This is a genomic window from Taibaiella helva, assembly GCF_003545695.1.
Taxonomy (GTDB): Bacteria; Bacteroidota; Bacteroidia; order Chitinophagales; family Chitinophagaceae; genus Taibaiella; species Taibaiella helva.
Genome location: NZ_QUZZ01000007.1, coordinates 239,670 through 256,384, shown reverse-complemented (window position 1 = coordinate 256,384; position 16,715 = coordinate 239,670). Strand labels below are relative to the sequence as shown.

General features: G+C 52.0%; 14 protein-coding genes. 4 read left to right on the top strand and 10 right to left on the bottom strand.

Features of this window, described 5'->3' with window-relative positions:
* The first annotated feature begins 30 nt into the window (after positions 1–30).
* Together DZC79_RS13055 and DZC79_RS13050 are read left to right on the top strand one after the other, a co-directional pair.
* Positions 31–1,080, top strand: coding sequence for a DNA topoisomerase IB (locus tag DZC79_RS13055; RefSeq protein ID WP_198666876.1), 1,050 nt, complete (start codon positions 31–33; stop codon positions 1,078–1,080).
* A gap of 18 nt (positions 1,081–1,098) precedes the next feature.
* Entirely contained in the window at positions 1,099–2,307 is a 1,209-nt protein-coding gene (locus DZC79_RS13050) for an NAD(P)/FAD-dependent oxidoreductase (protein ID WP_118952034.1), read from the top strand.
* A gap of 4 nt (positions 2,308–2,311) precedes the next feature.
* Here the strand turns inward: DZC79_RS13050 and pdeM are convergent, their stop codons facing one another.
* The 4 genes from pdeM to DZC79_RS13030 form a co-directional block, all read right to left on the bottom strand.
* The gene (gene pdeM / locus DZC79_RS13045) at positions 2,312–2,950 is read right to left on the bottom strand and encodes a ligase-associated DNA damage response endonuclease PdeM (RefSeq protein ID WP_118952033.1); all 639 of its coding nucleotides are present in this window, start codon (positions 2,948–2,950) and stop codon (positions 2,312–2,314) included.
* The gene (locus DZC79_RS13040) at positions 2,919–5,384 is read right to left on the bottom strand and encodes a ligase-associated DNA damage response DEXH box helicase (RefSeq protein ID WP_118952032.1); all 2,466 of its coding nucleotides are present in this window, start codon (positions 5,382–5,384) and stop codon (positions 2,919–2,921) included. Before DZC79_RS13040 ends, pdeM begins: the two co-directional genes overlap by 32 nt.
* Entirely contained in the window at positions 5,377–6,975 is a 1,599-nt protein-coding gene (locus DZC79_RS13035) for an ATP-dependent DNA ligase (RefSeq protein WP_118952031.1), read from the bottom strand. Before DZC79_RS13035 ends, DZC79_RS13040 begins: the two co-directional genes overlap by 8 nt.
* 148 nt (positions 6,976–7,123) lie before the next feature.
* Complete coding sequence (locus DZC79_RS13030) at positions 7,124–8,149, bottom strand: ligase-associated DNA damage response exonuclease (protein WP_118952030.1); 1,026 nt, start codon at positions 8,147–8,149, stop codon at positions 7,124–7,126.
* A gap of 207 nt (positions 8,150–8,356) precedes the next feature.
* Here DZC79_RS13030 and DZC79_RS13025 point away from each other — a divergent pair, with 207 nt between their 5' ends.
* Positions 8,357–10,594: a bifunctional alpha,alpha-trehalose-phosphate synthase (UDP-forming)/trehalose-phosphatase gene (locus tag DZC79_RS13025; RefSeq protein ID WP_118952029.1), complete on the top strand. Its 2,238-nt coding sequence runs from the start codon at positions 8,357–8,359 to the stop codon at positions 10,592–10,594.
* Here the strand turns inward: DZC79_RS13025 and DZC79_RS13020 are convergent.
* From DZC79_RS13020 to DZC79_RS12995, 6 genes are all read right to left on the bottom strand, one after another.
* Complete coding sequence (locus DZC79_RS13020) at positions 10,581–12,368, bottom strand: glycoside hydrolase family 15 protein (protein ID WP_118952104.1); 1,788 nt, start codon at positions 12,366–12,368, stop codon at positions 10,581–10,583. The two genes, DZC79_RS13025 and DZC79_RS13020, sit on opposite strands and share 14 nt — an antisense overlap.
* A gap of 96 nt (positions 12,369–12,464) precedes the next feature.
* Positions 12,465–13,205: a metallophosphoesterase family protein gene (locus tag DZC79_RS13015; protein ID WP_118952028.1), complete on the bottom strand. Its 741-nt coding sequence runs from the start codon at positions 13,203–13,205 to the stop codon at positions 12,465–12,467.
* 4 nt (positions 13,206–13,209) lie between these two features.
* Complete coding sequence (locus tag DZC79_RS13010; RefSeq protein ID WP_118952027.1) at positions 13,210–13,953, bottom strand: nucleotidyltransferase; 744 nt, start codon at positions 13,951–13,953, stop codon at positions 13,210–13,212.
* A gap of 96 nt (positions 13,954–14,049) precedes the next feature.
* Positions 14,050–14,505, bottom strand: coding sequence for a ferritin-like domain-containing protein (locus DZC79_RS13005; RefSeq protein WP_118952026.1), 456 nt, complete (start codon positions 14,503–14,505; stop codon positions 14,050–14,052).
* A gap of 29 nt (positions 14,506–14,534) precedes the next feature.
* Entirely contained in the window at positions 14,535–14,780 is a 246-nt protein-coding gene (locus tag DZC79_RS13000) for a hypothetical protein (RefSeq protein ID WP_118952025.1), read from the bottom strand.
* 32 nt (positions 14,781–14,812) lie between these two features.
* Positions 14,813–15,055, bottom strand: coding sequence for a hypothetical protein (locus DZC79_RS12995; RefSeq protein ID WP_157977123.1), 243 nt, complete (start codon positions 15,053–15,055; stop codon positions 14,813–14,815).
* Positions 15,056–15,326: 271 nt separating this feature from the next.
* On the opposite strand from DZC79_RS12995, the gene DZC79_RS12990 reads away from it, so the two are divergent.
* Positions 15,327–16,280, top strand: a complete 954-nt coding sequence (locus DZC79_RS12990) for a bifunctional helix-turn-helix transcriptional regulator/GNAT family N-acetyltransferase (RefSeq protein WP_118952023.1) — start codon at positions 15,327–15,329, stop codon at positions 16,278–16,280.
* The last annotated feature ends 435 nt before the right edge of the window (positions 16,281–16,715 follow it).

Here is a 16,715-nt window from a genome sequence, read left to right as displayed (position 1 = left end):
TGTTATCCTTCGACGAAATATTGAGTGTGAATGATGACGACTACGGCAATAGCCCCGAAAGAGATAGCAAGAGCCATGCAGCTGCGCTATATCCGTCCGGGCCAGAAAGGCTACCAGCGCAGGAAGAAGGGGAAGACCTTTATTTACCTGGACCAGGAAAACAAACAGATCACCGATCCAGAGATCATTGAGCACATACAAGGCCTGGTGTTGCCGCCGGCCTGGACCGAAGTATGGATATGTCCCTTTCCCAACGGGCATTTGCAGGCTACGGGCATAGATGCCCGTGGGAGAAAGCAGTACCGTTATCATTCCCGTTGGTCCAGGCTCCGGAACGAACATAAGTTTGATCGTCTTTTAGCCTTTGGCAAGCAATTGCCACGGCTGCGCCGGCAGCTCCGCCGGGACATCAGGCAAAAGCGCCTGGTCCGGGAAAAGGTTGTTGCCATTGCGCTCAGCATCATGAATGAAACCTATATCCGGGCCGGCAATACCGCTTATGAAAAGGAATACGGCTCTTACGGGCTCACCACACTCAAAAATAAACACGTATCGATATCGGGCAGCAAGGCCTTCTTCCGCTTTAAAGGAAAGAAAGGCGTCATGCACCAGGTAGCTCTGAAAGACGCTTCCCTGGCTCGTTTGCTGAGAAATGTACGGGAGCTTCCCGGGCAGGAGCTGTTTCAATACTATGATGAAAAAGGTGAGTTGAGAAAGCTCGAATCCGGCGATATCAACGATTACCTTAAGGCACATATGGCGGCAGATTTCAGCAGTAAAGATTTTCGTACCTGGGCCGGCTGCGTCGCCGCGCTGCAGCTGATGGCCGAAGTAACGGATTTCAGCTGCGATGTCGGTTGCCGGAAAAACAGCATCGCCATTATCGACGGTGTAGCGGCGCAGCTGGGCAATACCCGTGCGGTTTGCCGGAAATACTATATCCATCCCCTGCTGCTGCAGGCTTACGAGGAAAAAAAGCTGGATGAGGTATTGCTCATGCTGCAAAAAGCGAAAGATGCCCGGTCCCTGAATACAGCAGCAGAAAAAGCATTGCTGTCCTTTTTAAAAGAATTACACTAATCATTATCCCGATCTGCTATGGATCTCTATGCAGGCTATCCTTTCTGGCTCATCAAAAATCCGTTGTATAACTATATCAACGAAGCGGAAGACGGCATGCATACCGATGTGGCGATCATCGGGTCGGGTATTACAGGCGCCCTGGTCGCTCATGAGCTGTGCAGCAGCAGTATCTCCTGCGCTATTTTTGACAAAAGGGCTATCAGCACCGGCAGCTCGGCAGCCAGCACGGCCCAGCTGCAGTATGAGATCGATGTGCCGCTCTGCCGCCTGCTTGAAAAAGTGGAAGAGAAAACAGCGGTGATTGCTTACCGTGCCAGCCTGCAATCCATTACCGATATCGAGCAGCTGTTCCGGAAGACCAGGATCGACGCGGAATTTGAGCGCCGCTCCAGCCTTTTTCTGGCCAGTGATAAAAAAGGCTGCAAAGAGATCAAAAAGGAATACGAGACACGCAAGAAATACGGGCTGCCGGTAAGCCTGCTCGAACAGGAGGCGCTCCTGCAAACCTATGGCATCAACCGGCTGGGCGCGCTCTGGAATGAAGAGGCCGCCCAGATGGATGCCTACCGCTCTGCGATACTGCTGCTTCAGCACCACCAGCGGAAGCATGACCTTCGTCTCTTTCCCTATACCCATATTGTGCGCCACGATGCCACGCGCAACGGCTATATCCTCTATACTGATGATGGTAAGCAGATCAGCTGCAATTACCTTATCATAGCCGCAGGATACCAGGCCAGCAGCTTCCTGCCCAGGAAAGTAATGGACCTGAGCAGCACTTATGCGTTGGTGACAGAACCCTTACATGCCGACCAGCTCTGGCACGACAGAAGCCTGATATGGGAAACAGCCTTTCCTTATTTCTACCTGCGTACAACAGCTGACAACAGGATCATGATGGGTGGTGAAGATGTATCATTCAAGAATGAACGGCTGCGTGACGCATTGCTTCCCCGGAAAACGAAACGGCTGCTCGAAAAATGCAATGAGTTGTTTCCTCATCTGCCGGTCCGCTGCGACATGACCTGGTGCGGCACTTTCAGCAGCACCAAAGACGGCTTGCCATATATCGGCGCCTATCCCGGCAGCCGCAACCTGTTCTTTGCCCTGGGCTATGGCGGCAATGGCATTACCTTCAGTATGATCGCCGCCCAGGTGATCCGGAATAAGCTTAAGGGCGTCAGGGACGAGCGGGAAGCTGTCTTTGGCTTCAACAGGAAATAGAAAGTTACAAAAGCACAATGCGCTCCGGCAACACGGCGAAAATGCTGGCCCTTTTCGTCATCTCCATCAGGTAAAGGCCGGTAAGTGCACCGAAGGCCGGTAGCAGCAGGATCTGTTCGTAAAGATAAAAGCAGGGCAATCTCAAGCTTTGACGCCCCAAGCCCCGCAGCAGGCAGCCGGGATGGATATGCCCCGCGACATTGACCTTACCTGACGCTATATGTTCCAGCGGCTCGTGCGAAAAGACAAGATCACCCAGCACAAGCCTTTCCGGAACGACATCGATAGACAACGCTGTATAGTGCTCCGGCGCCAGGATATCGTGATTGCCCCTGATCAGCACGAAATGCACATCGGGATAGGCCAGGATAAAAGCCTGGAGCAGCAGCCAGTCGGAATTGTGCACGCTATGGAAGAGGTCTCCCAGGAACCATACTTTCCGGGGACGATAGCGAAGCATCAGCTCATGCAGAACAGTATAGTCTTTTTCTGCACTGCCCGGAGGGATAAAGATCCCGGCCTTCCGGAAGTGCATGCCCTTTCCCAGGTGAAGGTCTGCGATCACCAGCAAGCTATGCTGCAGCAGGTATATCGCTCTTTGCGGTAAGAGTTCAACGACGGCGTTTCCCAGTACGATCTCCATGCTTAGGTTCTTCTTGCTCCAGTTGTGCTTTTAGCTTGTTCATTCTGTCTTCCAGGCTTTCATTGCTGAACTTCTCCCGGAAAACTTCTGCAAAAATAGGAAAGGCGAAGGGAGTAAGCTGCTCCGGCTGTTTCAAGATGACCTCGTGCGTGCTGATCCGCTCAAAAGCCTGGCGCATCCTGACAATTTCCAGCTGAAAGTCATAAACTTCCTCATAAGCCTGCTTCAGCAGCAGATTATCGGGATCGTAGTCCTGGAACACTTTGAAGAACAAGCCGGAGTTGGCTTGCAGATGACGCGCTTTAACCTGCTTGCCCGGATAACCCTGGAACACCAGCCCGGCAATGCCCGCGATGTCCCGGAACTTGCGGCGTGCCATTTCCGTCGTATTGATGCTACCGGCAATATCCGCGCTCAGGTTATCGGTCGAGAACAGCTCCTGTAGCAGCGCTTCCTCCACCGGTATATCCTGGTCGCTCAGCAGCTCAAAGCCATAGTCGTTCATAGCCATCGAAAAGCTGAACGGCCGTATCCGACCCAGCCGGTAGGCAATGATCGCCGCCATGCCTTCGTGTACAAACTTTCCTTCGAAGGGATAAACAAAGAGGTGGCAACCTTCTTTGGTCCATACTTTTTCGATCAGCAGCTCCTGTTCCGCAGGGAGGTATGATCTTCTTTTCTGCTCTTCAAACAAAGGTTGCAGAAAATCCAGCTCCCGGTCTTTTACCTGCTGTCGTGCTTCGTTCAGCTTATGGCGTAAAGCATCGGTCAGGTAAGAGGATAAAGGCAGGCGACCGCCCATCCAGGAAGGTACGATCCCTTTCTTCTTGCCGGAAGGCCGCACGATAGCCTGCATGTCCTTTACCCTGACGAGTTCCAGGTTGCGGCCGGCAAACCAGAAACTGTCTTCAGGCTGCAGGCGGGAGATGAACCACTCCTCAATACTGCCGAGGTATTTGCCGCCTAAGAATTTTACCTGCATCATCACATCGCTTACTATAGCACCGATGCTCAGCCGGTGCCGCATAGCAATGCGCCGGTCGGTAACCTTGTATAAGCCATCTTCGGCAACCACTTTATGAAACTCGTCATAAGCCTCCAGCATACGGCCGCCCCTGGTGATCATCAGCAGGCATTCATCAAACTCCTTCCTTGTCACTGAGGCGTAGCAATGTGTCTGCCGTACCTGCTCAAACAGTTCATCGGCGCGGAAGCCATCGGATACAGCCAGGGTGACCATAAACTGGATCAGCACATCGAAGGAACGGATATAAGGCAGGCGGCTTTCGATCATCTGGTGGCCGGCTGCATAACGCAACGCAGAGCCTTCCATGATCTCGAGAGAATGCGTAGGCACAAAATAGATCCTGCTGGTGGCGCCGGGGTGATGCCCGCTGCGCCCGGCACGCTGCAGGAACCGCGCAACACCTTTGGCCGAGCCTACCTGGATAACAGTATCCACTGGCCGGAAATCCACGCCCAGGTCCAGGCTGCTGGTGCAGACAACCGCTTTCAAAGTGCCCTGGTGCAAAGCCTCCTCTACCCATTGCCTGATCTCTTCGCCGAGCGAGCCATGATGCAGGGCAATAGCACCCGCGAGGTCGGGATGCACCTGTAGCAAGTGCTGATACCAGATCTCGGCCTGTGAACGGGTATTGGTGAAGATAAGCGTGGAGTGGCTGGCATCGATGATCGGCAGTATCTTTTCTGCCAGGCGGATGCCCAGGTGTCCGGCCCAGGGGAATTTTTCCAGTGTATCTGGCAACACTGTTTCGATCAGCGTCTTCTTTACGATATTGGCCCTGATCATGGTTGCGTGAGGATGCTCCGCGCCCAGCAGGATATTCCTGGCCTCATCGATATTGCCGATCGTCGCTGATATGCCCCAGATCTTCAGCTGTGGGTTGATCTGCTTCAGCATGCTCAGCGCCAGCTCGACCAGCACACCCCGCTTGCTGCCCAGCAGCTCATGCCATTCGTCGATCACCACGAACTGCAGGTCCTTAAACGCATCGGCATAGCCCTTCTGCGACATCATGATATGCACGCTTTCCGGCGTAGTGATCAGCGCTTCGGGCCATTGCCGTTTCTGGCGTGCCCGCTCAGCTGCAGAGGTATCGCCTGTACGCAATCCTATTGTATAAGGGAGATCGAGGTCTTCACTAACGGTGGTTGTGGCATTGAGTATTTCCTTGGACAAAGCGCGCAGCGGCGTAATCCAGAGACAATGCAGACCGGAACGCTTCTTCTTTCCCGCATAGCGTTTCTGATGATCGGCCAGCACACCGAACCATATCGCATAGGTCTTACCGCAGCCCGTCGGTGCGTTCAGGAGGCCGGAATAGCCGCCCGCTATAGCTTTCCAGGTATTGCGCTGAAAAGGATAAGGTTTCCATCCTTTGAATTCAAACCAGTCTTCTGCCCATTTATTCATTACGCTGTGCCGCTATCAGTTGTAAAAGGTCTGCTTTGGTATTGGCTTCGGAAGCTGCTTTATCCCTGCGCCAGCGCAGGATGCGCGGAAAGCGTAAAGCCACGCCCGATTTATGCCTTGAAGATAAGTTAATCCCTTCAAATGCCAGTTCAAAAACCAACTCCGGCCTTACGCTGCGAACAGGTCCGAACTTATCGATGGTATTTCGCTTGATCCATTGATCGGCCTCCAGCATTTCTTTATCCGTAAGACCGGAATAAGCTTTGGTAAAAGGGACCAGCACATCGCCGTCCCATACGGCAAAGGTATAGTCGGTAAAGAGATTGGCCCGCCGCCCGTGCCCCTGCTGTGCATAGATCAGCACGCCATCGACCGTTAGCGGATCGACTTTCCATTTCCACCAGTTGCCTCTTCTTCTCCCTGTTTCATACATACTGTCCTTCCGCTTCAGCATAACGCCCTCATTGTTGTTACTGCGCGAACGGGACCTCACCGCACGTACTTCGTTCCAGGTAGCACAGCCGATCACCGGTGACAACACCAGTGCTACCGGTGTATTCAATCCCAGCAGCAGCCGCTCCAATTGTAACCGGCGGTAATGCAAGGGCTCGTTCCGGATATCGCGTCCTTCCAGTTCAAGCAGGTCATAGCAGACCATGACCAGGGGCGCATCCTGCAGAACCTTACGGGTAAGGCTTTTGCGGCCGATCCGTGTCTGCATCACGGCAAAGGGCAAAGGTCGTCCCTCCTTCCAGGGAATGATCTCGCCGTCCAGCACCGTACCGTCGGGCAATATCCCCGGCAAGGCTGTGAACTCCGGGAACTTATCGGTCATCAATTCCTCGCCACGGCTCCAGACAAAAAGCTCCCGGTTGCGGATAATGATCTGCCCCCTGATCCCGTCCAGCTTTTCTTCAACCTGCCAATCCTCTACAGGGCCGAGAGCTTCAGGCTCCTCTTCCAGCTGATAGGCCAGGAAAAAGGGATAAGGCTGGTAATGACGCGCTGAAATTCCCTCGTCCATCAGCAACGCCTGCAAGGAAATCTCAGCAGGATCCCAATGCCCCATCAACCGGTGCGCTACCTGCTGCTGCTCCATACCGAAATGCCGGGACACGGCTTTGATGACCAATTGCCGGGACACGCCCATCCGGAAATTACCGGTGATCAGCTTATTGAATACGAAGCGCTCTGCGGGCTGCTGCTGCATCCAGCGACCGGTTACAGCCACCTTCTTCTGCTCGTCACTATAGCTACCCAGCAGCTGCAGGAAGCTGACCGTCTCCGAAAGCGAATGATTTTCCAGCGTACTTGCTTCGGGAAGAATCAGGGTAATGGTCTCTGCCAGGTCGCCTACAATGGGATACGACTCCTCGAACAACCATAAAGGCAGACCCGCCAGCTCCGCCGCCCAGGCCTTCAGATCGGCTGTCTTCAACTGTCGCTTCAATGTCTTTCCGATCAGGATGCTGATGCACCACAGGCTGTCCTGTTCGGAAGCTTGTGCAAAATACCGCACCAGCGCCTCGATCTTGGCGTTGGTCTTGGTCGTTTGCTCTATGGCCGTAAACAGGGCTGCAAATGCTTTCATCCGGGATTAAATCAAATTATCTTGCGTTGTGTGTAGCGACGTTGTATGCAACATCTTCGCCTGGTGATGTTTCATTGCGTGCAACGTCTGTATTAATATTTCAACCAACAAATCATGCTGTAGAGACGTTGCATGCAACGCCACAAGGTCAGGTTTCAGCCGTACCGGACATGATTTCATCCGTATCTTCCCCGCCCTCCGCTGCATACAGGGTTTCAACCTCGAAGGCCTGCAATCCCCGTTCTTCCTGCAGCCAGCGGGCAAATATCGATTTGTAGCCATGCGTTACGTAGACCTTCTCCGCACCGGTTGCTTCAATAGCGGCATTCAGCTGCAGCCAGTCGCAATGATCGGAAAGCACGAAACCACGATCCGCCGAACGACGACGGCGTGCGCCTCTTAATTGCATCCATCCGCTGCAGATGCCCAGGCTATAAGGCAGGAAACGCTTCAGCCAGGGACTGCCGATCGCAGAAGGCGGCGCTACGATCATCGCCTTTTGAATCTCTTTCTTCTGGTGTTCAGGTATTACTCTTATTGTTGGCTTAAGCAGAAGGCCATTGGCCAGCAGCACCTGGTTGACATTATCGACAGCCCCATGTACATATACCGGGCCAATGCTTTCGTCCAGGTGCCGGATGATCCTTTGCGCTTTACCCAGGGCATAGCCGATGAGCACGGAATTCTGGCCTTCCGCTACATTCTGCCGCCACCAGCTGTTGATCTCCTCATGAACCGTATCCGGCTCCGGGAAACGGTATACCGGCAATCCGAAGGTGGATTCTGTAATGAAGTGATGGCAACGCAAAGGGTCAAAGGGTATTGAAACACCGTCATGCTGCAGCTTGTAGTCACCGGAAACCACCCAGACGGCTCCCTGGTATTCCAGCCGGATCTGTGCCGAGCCGATAATATGACCCGCCGGGTGAAAGCTGATCCGGACACCATTAAGAAACAAAGGTTCACCATAACCGATACCTTCAACACGAATACCGTCGCCAAGACGCAATTTCAGTAAGGGAACAGTATCATGATGACATAAATAAGCCTTGCTTCCGGGGCGCGCATGATCGGAATGCGCATGTGTGATCAGCGCTTTGCTCACAGGCTGCCAGGGATCGATGTATACATCAGCGCGGCTGCAGTAAATGCCTTTGGAATCAAACTGTAACATATGGATTACTGCTGGATAACAAGCCCGGCAGGGAATTGTTCGCACAGTACCTATGCCCCGGAGACACCTTATATATTCCCTTTTTCTAACGATTATAAATCGCCCGGAACCGTACCAGCAAAGGCTTCGGGCAGTCTGTAAGTCAACTATTTTACTTATTATTTGTATTTAACGATACCACAGCCAATATCCTGTACAACGAGTTTTATGGAACAACCGAAGATTATTATCGTCTCTAACCGCTTGCCCGTACGTGTAGAGATCAAGAATGAAGAATGGGTCTACCATTCCAGTGAAGGAGGATTGGCCACCGGCCTGGGAAGTATGTACAAAGAAGGCAATAATATATGGATCGGATGGCCAGGCGCTTATATTGAAGATGACAAGATACAGCACATCATCCGCCAGGACTTCATGAAGCAGAACCTTTACCCTGTCATGCTTTCCGAATACGAGATCCAGCATTATTACGATGGCTTTTCCAATGATACCTTATGGCCTCTGTTTCACTATTTTCCCAGCTATGCCAGCTACGGGAAAAAAGATTGGGAAGTGTACCAGAAAGTAAACCGGAAATTTGCCAGGGCTATCACGGAGATGGCTTCGCCCGGGGATACGATATGGATACAGGACTACCAGCTGATGCTGGTACCCCAGATGGTAAGGGAAAGCATGCCGGAGCTGAGCATCGGCTTTTTCCAGCATATCCCTTTCCCTTCCTATGAGGTATTCCGGCTGATCCCCTGGCGCGACCAATTGCTGAAAGGATTGCTGGGCGCCGATCTTATCGGCTTTCATACCTTCGACGATGTGCGGCATTTCATGAGCGCAGCCACCCGTATCGTACATGCGCCTTCCAATGCGAACGAACTGAACCTGGACGACGAACGCTCCGTGATCGTCGATGCCTTTCCCATGGGCATCGATTATGACAAATACCGGGACAATGTTTTTAACCCGAAGACCAAACGGAACGAGACCAAGCTGCACCAGCTGATGGGCGACCGCAAGCTGATGATTTCGATCGACCGGCTCGACTACAGCAAGGGTATTCCGCAACGGCTGAAAGCTTACGAATTGTTCCTGCGGAAACACCCTGAGCTAAAAGAAAAAGTAATCTTCATTCAGCTGGTCGTTCCCTCGCGCGACCAGGTAAAGCACTATGCTTCGCTGAAAGAAGAGATCAACCGCCTGGTATCGGAGATCAATGCCAAGCATGGCACCTTATCCTGGCAGCCGATCCATTATTTCTACCGTTCCTTTCCACTGGAAATGCTGTCGGCACTGTATGCCGCAGCCGATATAGCCCTGGTCACCCCGCTGCGCGACGGTATGAACCTCGTATGCAAAGAATATATCGCCAGCCGCGTAGACAAGACCGGCGTGCTGATCCTGAGCGAGATGGCTGGCGCATCAAAGGAACTGTACGAAGCGCTGGTCATTAATCCTACCAACGAAGAAGCCGTAGCCGAAGCCATCTATGAAGCCCTTACCATGCCGGAAGAGGAGCAGATGCGCCGCATGGAGGCCCTGCAGCAAACGGTAGCTAAATTCAACATACATCACTGGGTAAACAATTTCATGGAGAAACTGAAAGAAGTCAAGGCGAAACAGGAACTACTGAGCACCCGTACACTCACCGAATCCTTTAAAGGAATGCTGCATGACCGATATATGGCTGCCAACAAGCGCCTGATCTTCCTCGATTACGACGGCACCCTGGTCAACTTTACTCCCGATCCACTGAAAGCCTTACCAGACAATGATCTCAAAGACCTGCTTCATGAGCTGTACAGCGATGAGCGGAACAAGCTGGTGCTCATCAGCGGCAGGAAGAAAGAGACCCTGGAAAACTGGGTAGGCGATATGCCCATTGATATTATTGCCGAGCACGGCGCCTGGCTGCGCGAGGACGGTCAGCCCTGGGTCATTGCCAACGACCTGAATACAGACTGGAAAGAAGAGTTCATTCCGCTGCTGAAACAATTCGATATGCGAACGCCCGGCTCCTTCATCGAAGAAAAGGATTATTCCCTGGCCTGGCACTATCGCAAAGTAGATAAGGGCCTGGGCGAATTGCGGGCCAAAGAGATGACGGGCAATCTTAAATATGCTGCGGCCAACCTCGGTCTGCAGCTGCAGGAAGGCAACAAAGTGATCGAGATCAAAAGTGCGGCCATCAACAAGGGCAATGCCGCCCGCGAATGGCTGAAGCGCTATCCTGCTTCCTTTATCCTGGCCATCGGTGACGATCATACCGACGAGGATACCTTCAAAGCCATGCCGGAAGGTGCCATCACCATCAAGGTAGGCTCCGGTATTTCTGCCGCTACATATTTCCTCAAAAATCCGGAAGAAGTACGCAATTTTCTCCGAAAACTTATCCGGAGCGGATCGGGTAACAGCCATAATGAAGAAAAAAATACCGCCCTTATAAAAAATTAGGGCGGTCAAGCTTCATCGCGATGCGGTAGGCTGCATTCATAAGACCCACATGGCTGTAGGCCTGGGGAAAATTGCCCCATTGGCTGCCGGTAGAAGCTTCCACATCCTCGCTCAGCAGGCCCAGGTGATTGGTGTAGCCCAGCAGCTGCTCAAAGCGTTCCCGGGCTTCCTCTACCCTGCCAACGCAAGCCAGCGCTTCCACATGCCAGAAGGCCGTGATGAGGAAGGTCGCCTCGGGCTTTCCGAAATCATCTTCATGCTTATAGCGGTAAAACAAACCGCCGGGCGCCGACAATACTGACTCTACTGCCTTTAAATGATCTTTAGCCTTATCCGACGCCGGGTCCAGGTAGTGCATCATAATGAGCTGCAAAGTGCTCGCATCCATGTAGGAGGAATTGATGGCCTGCTGGTATACCTTACGCTCCGGATCGTAGCAGGCCTCAATGCGGTCGGCTGCTTTCTTAGACAGGCGTCCGGCCCAGCGCTCCAGCTTCTTATCCCTGATCCGCTGTGCAATGCGGATGGCCGCCTGGCAACCCGCCCACTGGAACAGGTAAGTATAGCAAAAATAACCGCTGATATCCCGGAACTCCCAGAGCCCGGCATCTTCCTCATCGATCACCGTCTCGATCATCTTCAGCACAGAAGAGATCCAGGATGAAGAATCGGTACGTTCTTCAAACACAAAACGCTCATCCGTATACAAGGGTAGCAGCGAGATCAGCACCTGGCCGTAGACATCATTTTGTATATGCTCGCTGGCCTGGTTGCCGATACGTACCGGCTGGTTACCCAAATAGCCTTTCAGCGGGATCTCGATCTCCTTCAGGTATTTTTCACCGGTAACGCTGTAAAGCGGCTGGTAGCGGCCTTCTTCCTTGACTGATATATTGGCGATAAAATTAAAATAGCGTTCCATCTCTTCGAAGTGACCGATATGGTTGAAGGCCTGCAGCGTGTAGTAGGCGTCGCGCAGCCAGCAGTAACGGTAATCCCAGGTACGGCCGCTGCCGGGGTATTCGGGCAGGCTGGTGGTGCTGGCGGCAATAATAGCGCCGGTATCTTCATACTGATGTATCTTCAGGACCAGTGCGCTGCGGATCACCGAATCCTGGTACACATTACCGATGCTCGTCTTCTTGATCCACTGCTGCCAGTAATCCTTCGTGCGCGTATAGAAATCCTCGACCGTACTTTTCAGCGGCGCCTCCAGCGGCGTACCGTAGGTCAGTACCAGGTATTTTGTTTCGTTCAGCACAGCATGATGCTCGTCGAGGATATGATTGATGGAAAAATTGGTGGTGAGCCTTATGGTGCTGGCTGCACCGAAGTATTCGATATGGTTGCTGGCCGGCGCCGCCCGCAGCACTTCTTCCCCATACTCCGTTACCGGCTTGCAGCTAACCTTTACGCGCGGATTACCGCTGAGGGGCTCGATCTTACGGATCAGCATCAGCGGCTTGAAATAGCGTTCAAAGAGATAGAAGCGCGGCGCAAAATCTGTGATCCTGTATTTACCATCCTTGCAGTCGATCTCCGTGCACAGGATATTTGTATTCTCTACATAGTATTGTCGAGATGTGAATTTACCATCGGGCAGTACAGAAAAAGTGCCGCCTTTTTGCCGGTCAAGCAGGCTGCCGAAGATGAAGCTGCTATCGAAACGCGGCCAGCACATCCAGCTGACATTAGTATCGGTACCGATATGTGCAATAAAAGAACAGTTGCCCACGATACCTGACGGGTACAGGTGCTTTTTTGCTTTTGCCATATACATTTGCCGGAATTGGTCCGGTTGAGATAAACCGATTCCCGGCAAAAGGTTCATCGCAAAGCTGTAATTAGCAATTGTTTAATAAACGATGATTCATATCTCAAAAACAAAAAATCCGTCTGCTACCCCTTCTTTCTGCAATACGGGCTTTGCCACATTAAATATCCGCACACCCGATATTTCCGCATCCAGGTTGCCGGCATGCGCATGTCCGTGGAAGGCCGCGACCACACGCCGCCGCACCAGCGGCTCAGCCAGCCTTGAAGAGCCGAGAAATGGAAAGATCACTTCCGGTTCACCGATCACTGTTTCGCTCACCGGGGAATAGTGCATCAGCGCTATTTTCCTGATGCCTTCATGCTCCTGGTCCAGCCGTGCCAATGCTCTTTCCAGATGAAGGGCCTCATCCACCGCTTCCTGCACAAAGGCCTTCATCGCCTGCTCGCCGAACATCGACAACATATGGTTATCAAAGCCGCCCCCAAAGCCCTTTACACCGGCAAAGCCGATGCCGCTCAGCACAACGGATTCTCCATCCAGCACATGCAGGTGGGCGTGCTTCTGCAGTATCTGGCGGATCATCTTCTGGCGCCCTTTTTCATAATCATGGTTACCTAATACTACAACAATAGGAATGGTGCAGGCCCTCAGTTCTTCCAGCAATACCTCTGCCTCCGACTCATCGCCGGTATGGGTCAGGTCGCCTGCGATCAGGAAGACATCGGCCGATGCCGCTACCTGCGTAAAATAATCTTTCCACTTTCCTTTGTCCGACTCATGCACATGAATATCGCCCACAGCAGCGATTCTTACTTTCTTTTCTTCGGGTTCCATAAGCTTATACCGTTTTTATCGTATAGGATTTATAGTCCCACTCCTTAATATCTACCTGGTATTGGGTCTGGTCGATCCATGGCCCGCGACATACCTTTTCCACGGGGGGCGGCAGATCGTATTGTTCGCGGGCACGCTCCATCAATTCATCAAACAGCCATCGGGGCAGTATCCGGAAATGATCGGCAGGATAAACAAACTGGAACAACAGGAAGCAGGAGAGGAGGAGATGCCAGTTGGGCTCCATCAGCTGCTTCAGGAAAGTCCAGTCTAAGCTTTCACCCTGCCTCAGCAGCAGGTGATTGACATCGGCGCCATCGTAACGTTCCCGGTTCATTACATAGATCTTTCCCCAGATCAGGTGTTCGGGAGAAATGAGCAGCACCGACATGTCGAACACAACAGCTTCATGCGCATAGTCAAACCAACTGTTATCGACACGGCATATATTGTTGACCGTATCAAAAATAATATCGATGAACCTTCCTTCATCATTGAAGACCTTCGCCAGCCAGCGCACATCCGTCAGCTGTGTTTCATAGCCTTTTGCAGCAAAAAATTTAAGGATCTTGGGGTAGTCTTCGGCACGGCAGTAAATATCCATATCCTTGGTATCGCGAGTGGTGCAGGTGTATTCGAATACAGCGAAGGAGCCTCCGATCATGAACGGGATGCCGCTATCCTTCAGCAACAGCAGTATCTGTTTGTAGAACATCGCTGTTTTATTGTATTCTTCATTGGTCTTCATTGGTCCTGATTTATATTGGGATAACATCTGAAGCAGGAAAAAGATCACAAAAAAAGTTGCCCTTCGGGGCAACTGGGAATATCGGTACACCAAGCTCTATTGAGCGTCTCTCAACGCTTTTATGCGGTCGTGCATCGACAGAACGCCTTCCTCCTGCCGTTTCAATACATTGTACACGGTCCCTGCATCCGTATTTACGCCGTCTTCCATTACAGCACGATAAGCATTCAGCGCAACATCCTCGCCACGTTCGCAGCTTTGCAGCACCGCTTTTGTATTGTTCAGCGACAAGGCCGATTTCACATCCATCCAGGTCCGGTACAAGTCTCCGGCGGTAGAAGTATCGGTTTCCGGTGCACCGCCGTGCTGGATCACAATCTGCCTCAGCTCATTAATGTTTTCATTGCTTTGCTTGCAGCAAGCTTCGAAGAGCGTCTTTAGCTGTGGCTCTTTAGCCTGGTCAATAGCTTTTTCATAGCCTTCGCGACGATCGAGATTTGTCTGAATGATCTTGTTGACTTGTGTTACCAGGTGTTCATTCGTGTGCATCATATACAGATTTATGGTTAGAAAAAAACACTTTATTGCTTCCGTATTGTATCGGGTGGCAGCGGCACCGGCTGGGGCCGTGGTATTGGCGGCGTATCCCTTTTATTGAGTACATCGGGATCGTTGGTGATCGGGATCCTGGTGTTCGATTGGGTATCCGTATTCTTTTGCTGTGTCTTCCGGCTTTCTCCCTGCGGGTCGCCGGGCTGGGCAGTTACCGCCGCCGAGCCGATGCCCAGCAGCAGTATAAGGACAAGATTCAAAAGGAAGGTTTTCATATCGTTCGTTTTATGAGATGAAGCAATAACCACTATTTAGGCGGCATGGTTCCCTGGCGGGCTGCCGAATCCAGCGCAGGATCGAGACGTGGTGTTGCCATCGTATCGCCGGGCTTTCCGGGAGTCGTTTCAGGAGGTTGCGGCGCGCTTTCGGCTGGCAAGGTATTGACGGAAGTATCAGTTTCCATCTGATCGGTGTTGTCGTGGTTACCACAGGAAACAGCAAAAAGAAAAGAAGCCGCTGCGGTAAGCACGATGAAAAAGTATCGTTTCATATTCATGTCGATTTTAGTCAGGAGTTATGTCCGGCATAACCCGGTATAAAAGAACCAAAAACCATACCAGGGTTAAAAGCCCACTAGGAATCAGCATCTTGCTTATCGGCACACGCTTAGTACTGTGGAATTCCATTACCATTATTCGCGGTTTTTCCACACTATAAGAGCAGTAAAATATATACAAATGGAATTGTTAAAGGAAATTGAGATTTGATTATAAAAGTACTTTCCTATTTTTGTGAAAGTACTTTCATAATTATCCGGAATAATGACTGATCTTATTACGCAGCTGGGTCCGCTTGCCGGCGCTACCCGTTTTCGCCGCATCAGTGAAATGCTGTATGCTGACGGTGATAAGCTATACGAGTCCCTGGGATTTGCCTTCAAAGCCAGCTGGTTCCCGGTATTCTATGCGCTGGCTTCCGGCACGAAGCCGCAAACGATACTCGAATTGGCCGGCAGCATCGGCTATACCCATATTCATGTCAGGAATATCCTGCTGGAGCTGGAAGCCGGCGGCCTGGTCAGCATAAAGATCCATCCCACAGACAAACGTGCCCGGCAGATCAGCCTGACTGCTAAAGGCAGGAAACGATTTGAACAGCTCCGGGAAGTATGGATTCCCTTCACCAAAGCCCTGAAGCAGGTGCTGGATGCCGGCCACCCCGACATACTGAACAGCCTCGGCCGCATAGAGCAGGCATTGATCCATAAACCGCTACAGGAGCGCATTACAAAGCCGGAAGCACCTGAACCTGTTGTGGTCGACTACCGGCCTTCGCTCAAAAAGTACTTTTATAAGCTGGCCGGCCCCTGGCTGCTCGGGGTATTGGATGGCCAACTGGAAGATGAGGACCGCTTTACCTTGCGGCATCCCGACAAAGCTTACCTTGCTGAAGGCGGCTTTGTGTTCTTTGCTGTATACCAGGGCCGGCCTGTCGGTTGCGTGGCCCTGAAAAGACTGGACGACCAACGCTTCGAGTTTGCGAAATTGTTTGTCGATCCCATGGCAAGGAAGCTGGGGGTCGCGACCCTGCTGATCCAGCGCTGCATTACCCGCTGCCGGGAAAACGGTGCGACACAGCTCTGGCTGCAAACGACCATGCGCATGCCTGAAGCCCATCGTCTCTATGACAAGCTGGGCTTCCTGGATAAAAAAGCCCCCAAGGCAATGACGGTATTGCAACGGACGGAAAAGATCATGGTGCTGCCTCTGGCATAGCTAACAGGGAGTTTATTTTCCCGCAGCGGCGTTATGTCGCTGCGGGATTTTTTGTTACTAGCCCATGATGGTTCAGGCCGGTCTAAATGCAATAGCGGTCTGAACGGCGAATGGCCGGCCTACTTTTCCCGCAGCAATTTTGTTGCGTTCAAAGGCTCGGCGGCACAAAGAAAAATATGATGTCTATTTTCCTGCAGCGATGCCGTGCTGCTGCGGGATTTTTTGAGTTCCTCATCATGATGCTACGTGCCGGTCGGAACGCGATAGCGGTCTGAACGGCGAAAGAGTTGATGAGCCTTTTCCCAGCATGTGCAATAAAGGAATCCGGAGCCTGCTTTTTCTTAACGCCATTGTCATTCGGCGTTGCCCTAACAGATATATAAAAAATTACTTACTCCCACTCCTTTAAAAATCATATGCGCTGAAAAAAATTTT